Source organism: Deinococcus aquaedulcis, assembly GCF_019693445.1.
Lineage (GTDB): Bacteria > Deinococcota > Deinococci > Deinococcales > Deinococcaceae > Deinococcus > Deinococcus aquaedulcis.
Window position 1 is genome coordinate 22207 of the sequence record NZ_JAHRBL010000002.1, and the last position, 15466, is coordinate 37672.

13 protein-coding genes are annotated in these 15466 nt (G+C 65.5%); 6 read left to right on the top strand and 7 right to left on the bottom strand.

What is annotated here, in order from left to right:
• Positions 1-95: 95 nt before the first annotated feature.
• The 3 genes from KMW22_RS03070 to KMW22_RS03080 all read left to right on the top strand — a co-directional run bounded on the left by KMW22_RS03070 (position 96) and on the right by KMW22_RS03080 (position 3635).
• A complete protein-coding gene (locus KMW22_RS03070) occupies positions 96-995 on the top strand; it encodes a histone deacetylase family protein (RefSeq protein WP_328774575.1) in 900 nt (299 codons plus the stop codon).
• A gap of 108 nt (positions 996-1103) precedes the next feature.
• Positions 1104-2330 carry an MFS transporter gene (locus tag KMW22_RS03075; RefSeq protein ID WP_235692543.1) on the top strand — a complete coding sequence of 409 codons (1227 nt, stop codon included), beginning with the start codon at positions 1104-1106 and terminating at the stop codon, positions 2328-2330.
• 639 nt (positions 2331-2969) lie between these two features.
• Positions 2970-3635, top strand: a complete 666-nt coding sequence (locus KMW22_RS03080) for a Type 1 glutamine amidotransferase-like domain-containing protein (RefSeq protein WP_221088569.1) — start codon at positions 2970-2972, stop codon at positions 3633-3635.
• 320 nt (positions 3636-3955) lie between these two features.
• Here the strand turns inward: KMW22_RS03080 and KMW22_RS03085 are convergent, their stop codons facing one another.
• Entirely contained in the window at positions 3956-4681 is a 726-nt protein-coding gene (locus KMW22_RS03085) for an amino acid ABC transporter ATP-binding protein (protein WP_221088570.1), read from the bottom strand.
• Between the two features lie 206 nt (positions 4682-4887).
• On the opposite strand from KMW22_RS03085, the gene KMW22_RS03090 reads away from it, so the two are divergent.
• From KMW22_RS03090 to KMW22_RS03100, 3 genes are all read left to right on the top strand, one after another.
• Positions 4888-5853: a TAXI family TRAP transporter solute-binding subunit gene (locus KMW22_RS03090; RefSeq protein ID WP_221088571.1), complete on the top strand. Its 966-nt coding sequence runs from the start codon at positions 4888-4890 to the stop codon at positions 5851-5853.
• 81 nt (positions 5854-5934) lie between these two features.
• Positions 5935-8091 (top strand): TRAP transporter permease, encoded by a 2157-nt coding sequence (locus tag KMW22_RS03095; protein WP_221088572.1) that lies wholly within the window; start codon positions 5935-5937, stop codon positions 8089-8091.
• A gap of 128 nt (positions 8092-8219) precedes the next feature.
• A complete protein-coding gene (locus KMW22_RS03100) occupies positions 8220-9401 on the top strand; it encodes an AI-2E family transporter (RefSeq protein ID WP_221088573.1) in 1182 nt (393 codons plus the stop codon).
• A gap of 149 nt (positions 9402-9550) precedes the next feature.
• Here KMW22_RS03100 and KMW22_RS03105 read toward each other — a convergent pair whose 3' ends face one another.
• From KMW22_RS03105 to KMW22_RS03130, 6 genes are all read right to left on the bottom strand, one after another.
• On the bottom strand, positions 9551-10432 hold the full coding sequence (locus tag KMW22_RS03105; RefSeq protein WP_328774576.1) for an amino acid ABC transporter permease: 882 nt from the start codon (positions 10430-10432) through the stop codon (positions 9551-9553).
• Between the two features lie 81 nt (positions 10433-10513).
• Complete coding sequence (locus tag KMW22_RS03110; RefSeq protein WP_221088574.1) at positions 10514-11266, bottom strand: ABC transporter substrate-binding protein; 753 nt, start codon at positions 11264-11266, stop codon at positions 10514-10516.
• Between the two features lie 187 nt (positions 11267-11453).
• Positions 11454-12635, bottom strand: coding sequence for an ABC transporter ATP-binding protein (locus KMW22_RS03115; RefSeq protein WP_221088575.1), 1182 nt, complete (start codon positions 12633-12635; stop codon positions 11454-11456).
• 526 nt (positions 12636-13161) lie between these two features.
• Positions 13162-14238, bottom strand: a complete 1077-nt coding sequence (locus KMW22_RS03120) for a type IV pilus twitching motility protein PilT (RefSeq protein WP_221088576.1) — start codon at positions 14236-14238, stop codon at positions 13162-13164.
• The gene (gene panC, locus KMW22_RS03125; RefSeq protein ID WP_221088577.1) at positions 14235-15101 is read right to left on the bottom strand and encodes a pantoate--beta-alanine ligase; all 867 of its coding nucleotides are present in this window, start codon (positions 15099-15101) and stop codon (positions 14235-14237) included. Before panC ends, KMW22_RS03120 begins: the two co-directional genes overlap by 4 nt.
• Positions 15094-15462: a phage holin family protein gene (locus KMW22_RS03130; RefSeq protein ID WP_221088578.1), complete on the bottom strand. Its 369-nt coding sequence runs from the start codon at positions 15460-15462 to the stop codon at positions 15094-15096. Before KMW22_RS03130 ends, panC begins: the two co-directional genes overlap by 8 nt.
• Positions 15463-15466 lie beyond the last annotated feature (4 nt).

Consider the following 15466-nt stretch of genomic DNA (forward strand, 5'->3'; position numbering starts at 1 on the left):
TTCTCCAGCCTGAAGCCCGCCCAGCGCCGGCGCCTGACCCAGACTGCAATCTGCCTTCAGGTTCGTATGCGCCTGCAGACGCCACACTGGGGCGCGTGACCGCCCACCCCTACCGGGCCTGGAGCCCCGCCTCGTTCACGTTTCCGCTGCCCGAGGGCCACCGCTTCCCCGCCTACAAGTACGAGGGCGTGCGCCAACGCCTGCTGCCTCACCTGCCCGTGCTGGACACGCCCGCCCTGGGCTGGGCCGAGGCGGCGCGCCTTCATGATCCCCATTGGCTGCGCCGCTGGCGCCGGGGCGAGATCAGCGCGGCCGAGGAACGCGCCTTTGGCCTGCCCTGGAGCTCCGGCGTGGTGGAACGGGCGCGCCGGGCGGCGGGGGGCTCGCTGGCGGCCCTGCACGACGCCCTGAAGGTGGGCTGGGGCGCCAATCTGGCCGGCGGCACCCACCACGCCTTTGTGGACCGCGCCGAGGGCTTCTGCCTGCTGAACGACGCCGCGCTGCTCACCCGCCACGCGCTCGACGGCGGGCTGGCGGGCCGGGTGGCAGTGCTGGATCTGGACGTGCACCAGGGCAATGGTACGGCGGCGCTGCTGGCAGGAGAGGCACGCGCCTTCACGCTCTCGGTGCATGGCGAGCGCAACTATCCCTTTCGCAAGGAACGGTCCTCGCTGGACCTGGGCCTGGGCGACGGCGTGACCGATGCCGAATACCTGAACGTGCTGCGCGTCCAGGTGATGCCGGCCCTGGAGGCCTTTCGGCCGGATCTGCTGCTGTACCTCGCCGGCGTGGACGTGCTGGCCGGTGACCGCTTCGGCCGCTTTGCCCTGACCCTGGCCGGCGTGCGCGAACGTAACCGTATGGTGCTGCGCTGGGCGAAAGCGGCGGCCATTCCCGTGGTCACCATGATGGCCGGCGGCTACAACAAGGACCACGCCCTGACCGTCGAGGCCCACGCCAGCGTCGTGCTTGATGCCCTGGATGTCCTGGGCTAGCTGAGTGGCCCCGGCCCTTCCTCTATCACCCATCAACCATCCCCCCTCTCCCCCCTGCCGTCCCTCGTATCCGATCAACGTTGAACCGCTGGGCGGATAATGCGCCGCATGTCGGCCCGTGCCCCCTGGAACCGCAACGAGCGCCTGGGCATTGCCAACGGCTGGGCGGTGTTCCTGGGCGACGGCTTTCTGAGCGTGTCGGTGGTGGTCACGGCGTTCGCGGCCAAGCTGGGGGCGCCCAACTGGGTGATTGGCCTGCTGCCCGCCATTGCGGCCGGGGGCTGGATGCTGCCGCAGCTCCTGGTGGCGGCCCGGGTGCGTGCGCTGCCCCACAAGCTGCCGGTGTACCGCTCGGCGGCGCTGGTGCGCACGGCCACCTACGTGGCGATGGTGCTGACAGCGGCCCTGCTGAGCCACCAGCCCGCGCTGTGCCTGACCCTGTTCATCCTGGCCATGAGCCTGAACGCTCTGGCCTCTGGGGTGTCGGGGCTGCCGTTCCTGGAGGTGGTCAGCAAAACCGTGACCCCGGAGCGGCGCCCGCGCTTTTTTGCCACCCGCAACCTGTACGGCGGCCTGCTGGCCTTTGGCGCGGGTCTGCTGGTGCGCGCCATTCTGGGTTCGGATCTTGCCTTCCCGCTGAACTACGCGCTGATCTTCGCGCTGGGCACCGCCGCCTTTACCTTTGGGTACTGGATTTTCGGGCGGGTGGACGAGCCGCCTGATCCCCCCCAGGCGCCCCACGGCACCCGGGCGGAACTGCGCGCGATTCCCGAAACCCTGCGCGATGGGCATTTCCGCGCTTTCCTCAACGTGCGGCTGCTGCTGGCCGCCGGTAGCATGGCCGAGCCTTTTTTCGCGGTATATGCCCTGCGCGAACTGCATTACGCCCCGGCGGCCCTGGGGGTCTTTGTGATGGCCTTGACGGGTGCCGCGCCCCTGTCCAACGTGGTCTGGCGCCGCGTGGCTGAGCGCAAGGGCTCCCGCCGCCTAATCCGCTACGCCACGGTGTTTGCGGGTCTTGCGCCGCTGTGGGCGCTCACGGTAGGTCTGCTGAACCTGAGTGCCTGGGCCTACCTGGGCGTGTTTCTGCTGTCCAGCGTGGCGAACCAGGGGTTCAACCTGGGTCACACCAATCACCTGCTCAACATTGCCCCGGAGCACGCCCGCAGCCGGTATATCGGCACGCTGAACACGCTGGTCGGTGCGGCGCTCTTTACCCCGGTGGCGGGGGGACTACTGGCCGACGGGCTGGGCTACGCGCCGGTCTTTGTGCTCAGCGCCCTGCTGTGCGCGGCGGCGTGGTGGCGGTGCGGTTGGCTGCGGCGGGATGCGTGAAGGGGGAGGCGGGGGCAGGGAGCGGTGCGCGGGGAGGCTGGCTCTGGGTGGATGGGTGGTTCCGTGTGGTGGGCAAGAGAGTGCTGACGGCGCAGGTTACCAGAGAGACTCTCTCGGTTACGGCAGCGCTGCTTGAGGTTGCGCCAAGAAGTTGTGTTGAGCTGGCGCAACCTCGGGTTTTTCCCTGCTTCCTGCTACTTGCGTCGAGTGGTTCTGGGCTCAGGAGCAGTTGGGCTCGACCTCTGGACTTCTCGACGATCTGACCCGTGACGTTGCTGGGCAGCTATGAGGCCCGCCCATGTTGGGTGGCTTCAGGCTCGAAGAGATCCAAGCTATCTGGCTTGAGAAGTTGGTGGCTTCAGGCTTGAGGGACGGCAGCTTTCCAAGTTGCCTCGCTTGAGAAGACTGCGTCCTTGCTTCCCCGAGGCTCAGCAGCGGTTCAACTCGACTTCTGGTCTTCTCGACGCCTTGACCCGTGACGTTGCTGGGTAGGCCTAGAGGCTGCCAAGAACAGGTTTGAATTTGAGGTGACGAAATCTGCAAGCAGCAGAATAAATTGGAGGCCGCCGAAGGCAACCCCATTCACAGAGCCTCGAAACCGCTTGCTTCCACCCTCAGCCATCAGCAAGGAGAGCCCCCATGAAACTTCTGCTTACGTCCGGCGGCATCACCAACGCGAGCATCAAAGGCGCCCTTATCGGTATGCTTGGCAAACCAATCGCTGAGTCTCGTGCGCTGTGCATCCCGACCGCGCAGTGGGGCCATCCAATGTGTGGCCCCACCTCCGCCCGGCAATTCATCACCGACCAGACCCCAGCGACCATGTGCGGCCTGGGATGGAAGTCGGTCGGCGTACTCGAACTGACCGCGCTCCCCAGCATCGGCCGAGATCGGTGGCTGCCGTGGGTGCAGGAAGCGGACGCGCTGCTCGTGGATGGTGGTGACGCAACGTACCTGAGCCACTGGATGCAGGAATCTGGACTGGCAGAGCTCCTCCCTTCACTGTCCGAGACGGTCTGGGTGGGGCTCAGTGCCGGGAGCATGGTGATGACACCCCGGATCGGCGTTGAGTTTGTCGCATGGCCGTCCGCACCCGATGACCGCACCCTTGGGGTCGTCGACTTCTCAATTTTTCCACACCTGGATCACCCGGAACTCTCCTGGAACACCCTGGCCTCAGCAACACGGTGGGCGGCTGGCATGACGGCGCCGTGCTACGCGATTGATGACCAGACCGCCATCAAAGTGATGGATGGGACCGTGGAAGTGATTTCCGAAGGCCAGTGGAAGCAGTTAACCACCTAGTCCTCTTCGCTGGTGCCCGTCCGCTTTTGCGATTGAGGTTTGGTAGACGCAACGGGTTGGTGGGCGTCACTGGGGCGTTCATCATTCTGTTCTTACCAGAGTGGAGCGCCTTCCCTTCAAACCTGTTCTTGGTAGCCTTTAAGGCCCGCCCATGTTGGGTGGCTTCAGGCTTGGGGGCGGTTCAACCCGACTTCTGGACTGCTCGACGCCTGGACCTATGACGTTGCTAGGCAGCCATGAGGCCCGCCCATGTTGGGTGGCCTCAGGCTCGGGGGCGGCCCCTCGCCTTTCTTGACCAAGTTCTATAGGCTTACTTGTTCTTAGTGCCCCAAAATCTTCCCCAAAAACGCCTTTGCCCGCTCGTGCTGGGGGTTCTGGTAAAAGGCTTCGGGGGTGGTGTCTTCCACAATCGTGCCCTGATCAAAAAACAGGATGCGGTCGGCCACTTCGCGGGCAAAGCCCATCTCGTGGGTCACCACCAGCATGGTCATGCCGCTGCGGGCCAGTTCCTTCATCACGTCCAGCACTTCCTTGATCATCTCGGGGTCCAGGGCGCTGGTGGGTTCGTCGAACAGCATCACCTTGGGGTCCATCGCCAGGGCGCGGGCAATGGCTACGCGCTGCTGCTGGCCGCCGGACAGCTGGGCCGGGTACTTGTGGGCCTGCTCCTCAATGCCCACACGGCGCAGCAACTCCAGGCCGCGCGCTTCGGCGTCGGCGCGGCGCTGGCGGCGCACCCGCACCGGGGCCAGGGTGATGTTCTCCAGCACGGTCAGGTGTGGAAAGAGGTTAAAACTCTGAAAGACCATGCCCACTTCCCGGCGAATGGCGTCCAGGTTCTGACGGCCGTTCAGGGGAATGCCGTCCACCGTGATCTGCCCCTGGTCGTGGGGGTCCAGCGCGTTAATGGTGCGGATAAACGTGCTCTTGCCGCTGCCCGACGGCCCAATGACCACCACCACCTCGCCGGGCTGCACCGTCAGGCTGACCCCGCGCAGGGCGTGAAAGCTGCCAAAGTGCTTGTGGACATCCCGGACGTCAATCATGGGCCCAGCGGACGGCCCACGGGCGGCAGGGTCAGCAGCGGCAGGGGAGAGCGGGCCTTGCGTCATAGCCCCACTGTAGTACGTGGGGGGCGCGCAGGCCCAAACGGGCGCTGTGGGCGGGCCAGAGCGGCTGTGGTACCATCCCCGCATTCATCATTCGGGGTCAGGGCGTGGGCCCTGGGCGCCCCATGCGGAGGACCGATTCCATGAAGACGCAGACCAAGATTGCCGCTGCCCTGCTGCTGGGCACCACCGCTGTCGCCCTGGCACAGGGCACCACCTTCCTGACCATCGGCTCGGGCAGCACCACGGGCGTGTATTTCCCGGTCGCCACTGGCATGGCCAAGATGATCAACGACGCGGGCGACGGCCTGCGCGCCAACGCCCGCTCCACGGGCGGCAGCGTGTTTAACGTGCAGGCCCTTGCCACGGGCGAACTGGATGCCGCCATTGCCCAGAACGACGTGGTGTACTACGCCTACAAGGGCACGGGCCTGCAGGCGTTCCAGGGCAAGGCCAACGCCAAGCTGCGCACCATGGCCGTGCTGTACCCCGAGGTGCTGCATGTGGTGGCCCGCAAGGACAGCGGCATCCGCTCCATTGCCGATCTGAAGGGCAAGCGCGTGGTCATTGGCGACCTGGGCTCGGGCACCGAACTCACCGCGCGGCAGGTGCTAGAAGCCTACGGCCTGGGCTTTGACGATCTGGGTCAGGCGCTGCGCGTTTCGCCCGCCCAGGGCATCTCGCTGATGCAGGACAAGCGCGCCGACGCGCTGTTCTACACCGTAGGCGTGGGCGCCAGCGCCATTTCGCAGATTGCCCAGACCGTGGACGTGGCGATGGTGCCTGTCAGCGGTAACCAGGCCGCCAGCCTGCTCAAGAAGTACCCCTTCTACGTGCGTTACAACATTCCCGCCAAGAGCTACAAGGGCGTGGGCGCCACCATTCCCAGCGTCGCCGTGCAGGCCACCCTGGTCTCCAGCACCGCTGTCAGCGACGACGCTGTGTACCGCACCATGAAGGCCGTCTTCGGCAACGAGGGTGCCGTGCGCGGCCTGCACCCCAGCCTCGCGGCCAACTTCTCCTACGAGAAGGCGGTCAAGGGCCTGCCCGCGCCGCTGCACCCCGGCGCCGTGAAGTTCTTCCGCGAGAAGGGCCTGAACGTCAAGTAAGGCCGCCCCCGGCCTGAATCCAGGGCCAGCCGAAGCTGTTTCGGACTGGCCCTGCCTTCTTTTTTGAACAGTGAGGACTGCATGAGTGACCCCACCCGACCCATAAGCACTGACCCCTCGCTCAGTCCCCCAGGCACCGAGATGTCCGAGGGCGAGCGCCGCGCCCTGGAGATCGTGGAAGCGGCCGAAACCGGCGGGCGCAAGGTGGAGGGCTGGCAGAAGTGGCTGGTGACGCTGCTGGCGGTGGGCTGGTGCCTGTTTCAGCTGTACGCGGCCTGGAACGGTGCGCTGGTGCCCACCACCCTGCGCGCCATTCACCTGGCGTTCGCCTTTGCGCTGGCTTTTCTGGTCTTTCCGTTTCGCAAGACGCCGGGGGCGCCGCAGACCCGGGTGCCCTGGGGTGACTGGCTTCTGGGCCTCGCCGCCACGGGCAGCGCCCTGTACTTTGTGCTGGAGTACGTGAACATCGCCAACAACGGCGGTATTCGCGCCGACGTGCCCCTGGATCTGGTGGCGGGCAGTGGGCTGGTGGTGCTGCTGCTGCTCACGGCGTGGCGCACCATCGGCATTGCCATGCCGCTGATCTCGCTGGCCTTCATCCTCTTTGCCTTCATGGGGGCCAAGGGGCTGATTCCCGCCATTCAGACGCCCTTCCATAACGGCTATACGTGGCCGCAGCTGATGGGCCAGCTGGCCACCAACACCGAGGGCATTTTCGGCACGGCGCTGGGCGTCAGTGCCCAGATCGTCTTTCTGTTCGTGCTGTTCGGGGCGCTGTTCGACAAGCTGGGCGCCGGGGACTGGTTCATGCGCGTGGCCCAGGGGCTGCTGGGGGCCTACCGGGGCGGCGCGGCCAAGGCCAGCATTGTCAGCAGCGCGCTCAACGGCATTATTTCCGGCAGTTCGGTGTCCAACGTGGTCACGGGTGGCAACATCACCATCGGCACCATGATCCGCACCGGCTACAGCCGCGAAAAGGCCGGGGCCATTGAGGTGGCCAGCAGTTCCAACGGCCAGCTGATGCCTCCGGTGATGGGCGCGGCGGCGTTCATCATGGCGCAGAACCTGAACATCGAGTACCGCACGCTGATTCTGGCGGCGGCCATTCCGGCCTTTCTGTGCTACGGGGCGCTGCTGGTGGTGTCGCACATTGAGGCGCTGAAGCTGGGCCTGAAGGGCATTCCGCGCCATGAACTGCCCCGGGTGCGCTCGGCCTTCGCGACGGGCTGGTATTACCTGCTGCCACTGGGCTACCTGATCGGCACGCTGACGGCCAACCCCGAAGCCACCCCGGAGCGCGTGGCCCTGAACACCATCCTGCTGATGCTGGGCATGATGTTCGTGCAGGAGGCAGTGCTGGCCGCCCGCGATGGACGCGGCGCCGGGCGGGGCCTGCTGGACGGCGGGCGCAAGATCATTGAGGCCTTTGAGGCGGGCGCGCGCTCCATGATCGGCATTGCCATTGCCACGGCGGCGGCCGGCATCATTGTGGGCATCGTGACCATCACGGGCCTGGGCTTCGGCATGGCCGAGGTGGTGCAGGGCGTCAGCGAAGGCTTCCGGGGCCTGCTGGGGGGGCTGTTCGGCGCGCAGGTGGCGACCTTTGGCGCCATTCTGATCGTGCTGGTCATGGCGCAGCTCATCGCCCTGGTGCTGGGCATGGGCCTGCCCACCACCGCCAACTACATCCTGATGAGCGCCCTGATTGTGCCCATCATCGCGGCCATTGCGGGCCTGGACACCTCTAACCCCGCCCAGATGCTGCCGGTCCACATGTTCGTGTTCTATTTCGGCATCATGGCCGATTCCACGCCGCCGGTGGCGCTGGCCGCGTTTGCGGCGGCGGCGATCAGCGGCGGCAACCCGGTCGCCACTGGCGTGCAGGCATTCCAGTACGAACTGCGCACCGCCCTGCTGGCCTACATGATGTTCTTTAACCCCCAGCTGCTGCTGATTGCCGATGGCCGCATGAACGGGATCGGCTGGACCGAGGCCATACCGATGGTGCTGTTTGCCTTTATTGGCCTCGTGGCTTTCAGTGCCGCCACCTTGCGCTTCCTGCACCGCCGTACCAACCTGCTGCAGACGCTACTGCTGCTGGTTGCCTCATTCATTCTGATCATTCCCACCAGCCTGATCTGGAACCTGGGCGCCCTGGGGATCATCGCGCTGGTGTACTTCTGGCAGAAGGCGGGCGCCCGCCGCGAGCCACCCACCCAGGCCCCGCTGGCCGCCTGAACCTCCTGTCTGTCTGCGCCCTGGCCGAGGTTTGGTCAGGGCGTTTTCGTTGCCCTGCAGAACCCGCTGGCCGCCTCACGGTCCCCCCGAACAGCGCAACTGCCGCGCCAAGCTGTCACCATAGACGGGTGACCCTTCCTGATCCGGGCTCCCGCACCCCGCTGCGTGCCCTGCGTGACGCTCCGTCTGTGCCCGAATTGCTGCGCCGCCTGTGGGGGTGGCCTGTGACGCGCCTGCTGGCCTACCTGGGGCTGGCGTGGCTGGCCCTGCGCGTGGTCACCTGGACCACCCACGCGCTGGCCAGCGTGATCGTGACGGTGGTGGTGGCCTATGCGCTGGCCTTTCTGGTGAACCCGCTGCTGGCGTGGCTGGAACGGCGCCGGGTCAGCCGGGGCGTGGGGGTGCTGCTGCTGGTCACCCTGTTTGCCGGCCTGCTGACCCTGCTGGTGGCGACCCTGACCGCGCAGCTGCGCGGCCTTGTGGAAAGCCTGCCCTACCTGAGCCTGAACCTGAAAAACCTGCTGAACACGGTGCTGGACTGGCTGGCCCGGGTGCCGGGCACAGCGGGCCTGCGCGAAAGCCTGACCCGCGCCATTGACGAGCAGACCGCCCGCCTGACCACCGACACCGGCCCCATCCTTGAACGGCTGGTCAACTCCGGGCCGGACGTGCTGGGCACGCTGAGCAGCCTTGTGGGCTGGCTGGGGCAGGTGGCTTTTATTATCACGCTGGCGCTGTATTTCATGTTCGAGTACCAGCGTTTTGGGCACGCGGTGATGAACCTGTTTCCCCGGCGCTGGCAGCCCACGCTGTACACACTCACCGAGGACATCAGCGAGAGCTTCGGCCTCTTTTTGCGCGGCTCACTGCTGACCACACTCAGCTGCGCGGTGCTGGCCACGGGCGGCCTGCTGGCGCTGGGGATTCCCAACGCGCTGGCACTGGGCCTGCTCAGCGCCCTGCTGAATCTAGTGCCGTACCTGGGCATTGTGGCGGCGGCGGCGCTGCCCATGCTGGAGGCCATTCCCCAGGGTTCGGGCAAGGTGGGCGCGGTGGCGGTGCTCTACTTTCTGCTGAACCAGCTGCTGGGCAACGTGATTGGCCCCATCATCATGGGCCGCAGCGCCCAGCTGAGCCCGGCGGCGGTGCTGATTGCCCTGCTGGTGGGCCTGGCGTTGGCGGGGGTGGTGGGCGCCATTCTGGCGATTCCGCTGTCTATCCTGGTCAAGCGCTGGACCGAGCGGTACTGGCTGCGCAGCAACCTCTACCGGGGCGAGAAGGGGATGCCTGCGCCTGCGCACAACGAATAGAAACCGGCCAAGGAATCTTCGGCAGGCAAAACCCGATTCCGTTCTGCGTTCAGTCCTGAATGCGGCAGCACTCCAGGTTGATGCCACGTCCTGAAGGCCAGAGAAGCGCGCGCCCCTTGCAGAGGAGCGCGCGCTTGATCTGAACAACCTCAGCGGGAAGCGATCTTGACCCGCTTTTCCAGCTGATCGGTGAACAGGGTGAGGACGGTGGTAAGGGCCAGGTAGACGCAGGCCGCCACCGCCAGGGCCGGAATGGGCTGGAAGGTTGAGGAACGCACCTGATCTGCAATCTTGGCGAGTTCCGTGACGCCGATCACGGCGGCCAGCGACGAGTCCTTGAGCAGCGCCACAATGTTGTTGACCAGGGCAGGCAGGCTGAGGCGCAGGGCCTGCGGCAAAATCACAGTTGACATCGCCTGGGACGTGCTGAGGCCCAGGGAGCGCGCCGCTTCCCCCTGGCCCCGAGGCACGCCCTGGATGCCCCCACGGATCACTTCGGCGTTGTACGCCGCCACATTCATGGACAGCGCCACGATGGCCGCCACAAACACCGACATCACCGGGATGGACGGAATGAGATTCAGGGTGTCTGCCCAGGTCAGCAGCGCCTTGTAGGGCGGCAGAATCTCTGGCAGAGCGTAATAGGCGAAGAGCAACTGAACGTACAGGGGCGTGCCCCGGACAATCCAAATGAGGAAGTTGCAGACCAGGGCCACCGCGCCGCGCAAGAGCCTGCCCGGCAGGCTGGAAGATGAGGCCAGCATGGGACTGCCAGCCATCTTGCCCAGCCCCAGCAGTACGCCCAGCACCAGACCGATCACGCCGCTGATGAGGGTGAGGTAGAGCGTGACCTGTGCGCCCTCTACAAAGAGGGAAGCATTTTCGCGGATGGCTGAAGGCAAGAATGGCTGCTGCAGGATCTGGGTAATCAGCCAGAACAGCACCAGAAAAGACACTGCGGCGCCCAGCAGCCAGAGGGCCAAGTTGCCTCCCCCGGCCACCGGACGCGCAGATTGGGATTTAAGAGTCACTCAGGCCTCGATTTTACAGTGAAGTCATTGGCCCAGCCTGTTTCCAGATGACCGGAGGAAAGGCTGGGCTCCAGGACGAGGTTATTTACAGCGGATGTCCTGACCGAAGTACTTGCTGCTGATCTTGGCGTAGGTGCCGTTGGACAGGGCCTTGGCCAGCGCGGCGTTCAGCTCTTTGAGCAGGCCACTGTTGCCCTTTTTCACGGCCATACCGATGCGCTCGCTGAACAGCATGTCGCCCTGCTGCAGCTTGCCCTTCTGTGCCTTGACCAGATCCAGGCCGGTGAACTTGTCGCCCACCCAGGCAGCGGCGCGGCCCGTCATCAGGGCGGTCTGCGCGTCGGTGTCCTTCGGGAACACCAGGGGCTTAACGCCGGGCAACTTCTGAACGCCAGACAGGTAGGTGGTCCCCACCTGCACGGCCACCACTTTGCCCTTCAGATCGGCGGCCGTTTTGGGTCCGCCCTTCATGCTCACAATGGTGCCGCCCGTGCAGTAGTGGGGATTGGCGAAGTCCACGGCCTTGGCGCGCTCCGGGGTGATGCCGTGGCTGGCGATCACGAAGTCAAAGCGGTCTTGCTGCAGACCAATCAGCAGGCCATCGAACGGCTGGACAACCCACTGAACCTTCAGGCCCAGCTGCTTGGCCAGGGCCTCGGCCAGTTCGACCTCGAAACCGCTCAGTTCCTTGCCTTTTTGCACGTTGAAGGGCGGGAACGCGCCTTCGGTGCCAATCTTGATGGTGCCGGACTGCTTGATGGCTTCCCAAGTGCGGGCCTGCGCACCGGAAGCGAGAAGGGTCAGGGCCGCGATGGACAGCAGGGTCTTTTTCATGGGCACTCCTTGGTAAGAAAAACCGTCTGGCCTGCGCGCGCGGCACAGGGGCATCTGGTCATGGGTGCGCCGATTCTAAAGCATTGCTTAGTGCGTGCGTGCCCCTGGCTTGGGGCACCAACCCAACACAGACAGGCGCCACCCCAGATAGCTCGGGGGTGGCGCCTGTCTGTAACGGCGTGGGTGTTTAGAAGGTGGTGGCCGTCACGTGGGTGGGCGCGTATTCGTAGCCCAGCCCTGGCGTGTCGGCCTGCCCACGGGTGCCAGCGGGCGTGCCCCGGTCAATGGCGACTTCGGTGGTGGGGTCAAAGGCGTGCAGACGGGTCTGGTCCACCACCAGCTCAATGGCGTCTCCGGGCATCACGTTGGCCTGGCCTTCCACCTTGGCGGTGATGTTCTGGCCCGCCACCTCAATAATCAGGTCAGTCTGGGCACCCAGGGGCTCGACGACCACAACCTGCCCGCGCAGCACGTTGGCGCCACGCGGAATATCGGTCATACCCACCATGCCCAGGTGCTCGGGGCGAATGCCCATCAACACGTCCTTGCCCTCGTAGGGCTTCAGGCTCTGGGCGAGGCGGCCCATGGCCGAGACGCGGCTCTCGCCAATCACGAACTCGCCGTTCACGACCTTGCCCGACAGGAAATTCATGGAGGGGCTGCCGATAAAGCCCGCGACGAACTTGTTCTGGGGGAAGTCGTAGAGGTTCATGGGCGTGTCCACCTGCATGATCACGCCGTCACGCATGACCACGATGCGGTTGCCCAGCGTCATGGCTTCCACCTGATCGTGGGTCACGTAGACAATCGTGGCGCCCAGGCGGCGGTGCAGCTGGGAAATCTGCGAGCGCATCTCCACGCGCAGCTTGGCGTCCAGGTTAGAGAGCGGCTCGTCCATCAGGAACACTTTGGGCTCGCGCACGATGGCGCGGCCCATCGCCACGCGCTGGCGCTGACCGCCCGAGAGCTCCTTGGGCTTGCGGCCCAGCAGGTGCTCGATCTGCAGAATCTTGGCGGCTTCTCGCACGCGCTTGTCAATTTCTGCCTTGGGGGTCTTGCGCAGCTTCAGGCCAAAGGCCATGTTCTCGTAGACGTTCATGTGGGGGTACAGCGCGTAATTCTGAAAGACCATCGCAATGTCGCGGTCCTTGGGCGGCACGTCGTTCACGACGCGGTCGCCAATCTTCAGAATGCCCTCGCTGATGTCTTCCAGGCCCGCGATCATGCGCAGGGTGGTGGACTTTCCGCAGCCCGACGGCCCCACGAACACCATGAATTCGCGGTCCTGAATGTGCAGGTTGAAGTCCTTCACCGCGTGGTGCTTGGTGCCGTAGCGCTTGTTGATGTGCTCCAGAACAACGTCTGCCATGTGTGCCTACCTTCGCCCCTGCTCTTATCCGGGAGTGGCGCCCTGCTCCCAGGAAAGGGGAGAGGACTGGTTCGGATAACCGGGGTACGTGAACGAGAATGCCCCTTGTTTCCACTAACGCCGCGCTGACACGCGCAGCTTACCATGCCCCCAAAGCCCAGCCATACGGGCAGGAACAGACAGGCCAGAGGTACAAAGAGCACCGGCTCCAGGCCCTGAATGGTGCACCTGGAGCCGGCAAGAAGGGGTTTGAAACAATGGCAAGAACAGTTTTCGAGCGGTGCAGGGCGGCCGTTGTGAACACGTCGCCTGGGAGGTCGGCCCCCTCAACACCCTCGGCCGCGCCGCTCTGCACGTCCCATGCAAGGGAGAGGGGTAAAAGGGGTAAAAACAGCGTGTTTGTCGAGCACCGCCAGATAGCACTCCGAAGCGGTCCCCATCATTGTCAAATAAGGAGTTCACCAGCGGGATGGCGCGCCCAAGGGCTTTTCCCACTTCCCACAACCCACTTCCCACAACCCGCCCTTCAGTACGCCGCCCCCGCCCGCGTGACCATCAGCTTCACTTCGTGCGGGCTGGTGGCCGCCGCCAGCGCCTCGTCCATGGTGATCAGCGTGTTGCGGTACAGCTGCACCAGATGCTGGTCGAAGGTGTGCATGCCGCGAATGTTGTCCTCGATCAGGGCGTCCTTGATCAGCGGGGTCTTGTCCTCGTCCTTGATGTAGTCCTGAATGAGGGGCGTATTCAGCATGACTTCCAGGCCCAGCACGCGGCCCACGCCGTCGGCGCGGCGCAGCAGGCGCTGGCTGATGATGCCCACCAGAGACTCGGCCAGTTGCAGCCGCACCTGATCGCGTTCGTAGGGCGGAAAGAAGTCGATGATGCGGTTGACCGAGCGCACGGCGTCCTGCGTGTGCAGGGTGCTGAGCACGAGGTGGCCGGTCTGCGCCGCCGAGAGGGCCGCTTCCACCGTTTCCTTGTCGCGCATTTCCCCGATCATGATCACGTCGGGGTCCTGGCGCATGGCGTACTTCAGGGCGGTGCGGAAATCGCGGGTGTCACTGCCGACCTCGCGCTGCACCACGATGCTTTTCTTGTTCTTGTGCAGAATCTCGATGGGGTCTTCCACCGTGATGATGTTGTAGGCGTAGGTGCGGTTGATGTGGTCAATCAGGCTGGAGAGCGTGGTGGTCTTGCCGCTGCCCGTGGGCCCCGTGACCAGGATCAGGCCGCGCGGGTTTTCGGCCAGCTTGCGCAGCACATCGGCGGGCAGACCCAGCGCCTCGAAGCCGGGGATGGCGTCCGAGACAATCCGCATGACCATACCCACCGCGCCGCGCTGCCGGAACACGTTGCAGCGGAAGCGCCCCAGGCCTGAAACGCTGTAAGCAAGGTCCAGTTCGTTGCGGTAGGTGAAATCGTCCCACTGGTCGGGGCTCATCAGGGCCTGGGCCAGCAGCTGGGTGTCGGGGGGCATCAGGGGCTGGGTGCCGAAGGGCACGAGTTGCCCGTCAATGCGGCCCATCGGCGGGCTGCCCGCCTGCAGGTGCACGTCCGAGGCGCGGCGGGAGACCATTTCGCGCAGCAGTTCGTCCAGGGTCATGCGCCGCCCTCCCCAGCATGTAGGGGCATGTTGTCAATCAGGCGCACCCCGAACATCCGGGCCGCCACAAGCACGCGGTTCATGGGATTATTGTCCACCATTTCGCCTGCCTGCATGTCACCGTCCACCACCTTCAGGTAGTCCAGGGTGACCTCTGGGTGGGCCGCCAGAACTGCGAGGCCGGCCGCCTCCAGTGCCTGGGTGCGCCGCTCGCCCCCGGTGTAAGCGGCCTGCACAGCCTTCAGGGCGCGCGACAGCACGGTGGCCTCGGCACGCTGCTCGCCCGTCAGGTAACTGTTGCGGCTGCTCAGGGCCAGCCCGGAGCTTTCGCGCACCGTGGGCACGCCGCGCACCTCCACGGGCACGTTCAGGTCAGTGACCATGCGGCGAATCACCGCCAACTGCTGCCAGTCTTTCTCGCCAAACAGCGCGTACTGCGGCTGCACCAGGTTGAAGAGTTTCAGGACCACCGTGGCGACGCCAGTAAAGTGCCCGGGCCGCGCGGCGCCGTCCAGCCCCTCGCTGACGCCCCCCACCGTCACCTGGGTGGCGAAGCCCGCCGGGTACATGGTCTCGGGCGTGGGGTGAAAGAGCACATCCGCCCCTGCGTCCCCGGCGATCTGCAGGTCGCGCGGCAGATCGCGGGGGTAGCGGCCCAGGTCTTCCTGCGGGCCAAACTGCATGGGGTTCACGAACACGCTCACCACCACCTGCCCGCCGGGCACCAGCCCCCGGGCCCCCCGGATCAGGGTCGCGTGGCCCTCGTGCAGGTAGCCCATGGTGGGCACCAGCGCCACCGGGCCGCCGCTGCGGGCGGCGCGCAGTTCGGCGGGGGTGGTCAGCAGGCGGGGGGCGTTACTCACGGCGCCCGTCCAGTCCCAGGGCGCCCACCACGCCGTCCAGCACCCAGGAAATCACGCCCAGAATCAGCGCCCCCACCACAGCGGCCCCAAAGCCCGACACGTTCAGGGCCGTGGCCGCCGCCACCAGCCACAGGACAATGCCGTTCACCACCAGGGTAAACAGCCCCAGGGTCAGCACGTTCACCGGCAGCGACAGCAGCAGCAGCACCGGGCGCACCAGGGCGTTCACCACGCCCATGACCACAGCGGCAATCAGAATGCTGACCGCATCCGCGCCGGGCACGAAACTGACCCCGCTGTACACCCGGGTCAGCAAATACAGCGCGAGCGCGCTGACCAGCAGCCGAACGAGAAAGCCCATGTGG

Coding starts and splice junctions, on each gene's coding strand:
- KMW22_RS03075 (WP_235692543.1), top strand. CDS start 1,104: ATGTCGGCCCGTGCCCCCTGGAACCGCAACGAGCGCCTGGGCATTGCC.
- KMW22_RS03080 (WP_221088569.1), top strand. CDS start 2,970: ATGAAACTTCTGCTTACGTCCGGCGGCATCACCAACGCGAGCATCAAA.
- KMW22_RS03085 (WP_221088570.1), bottom strand. CDS start 4,681: ATGATTGACGTCCGGGATGTCCACAAGCACTTTGGCAGCTTTCACGCC.
- KMW22_RS03090 (WP_221088571.1), top strand. CDS start 4,888: ATGAAGACGCAGACCAAGATTGCCGCTGCCCTGCTGCTGGGCACCACC.
- KMW22_RS03095 (WP_221088572.1), top strand. CDS start 5,935: ATGAGTGACCCCACCCGACCCATAAGCACTGACCCCTCGCTCAGTCCC.
- KMW22_RS03110 (WP_221088574.1), bottom strand. CDS start 11,266: ATGAAAAAGACCCTGCTGTCCATCGCGGCCCTGACCCTTCTCGCTTCC.
- KMW22_RS03115 (WP_221088575.1), bottom strand. CDS start 12,635: ATGGCAGACGTTGTTCTGGAGCACATCAACAAGCGCTACGGCACCAAG.
- KMW22_RS03120 (WP_221088576.1), bottom strand. CDS start 14,238: ATGACCCTGGACGAACTGCTGCGCGAAATGGTCTCCCGCCGCGCCTCG.
- KMW22_RS03130 (WP_221088578.1), bottom strand. CDS start 15,462: ATGGGCTTTCTCGTTCGGCTGCTGGTCAGCGCGCTCGCGCTGTATTTG.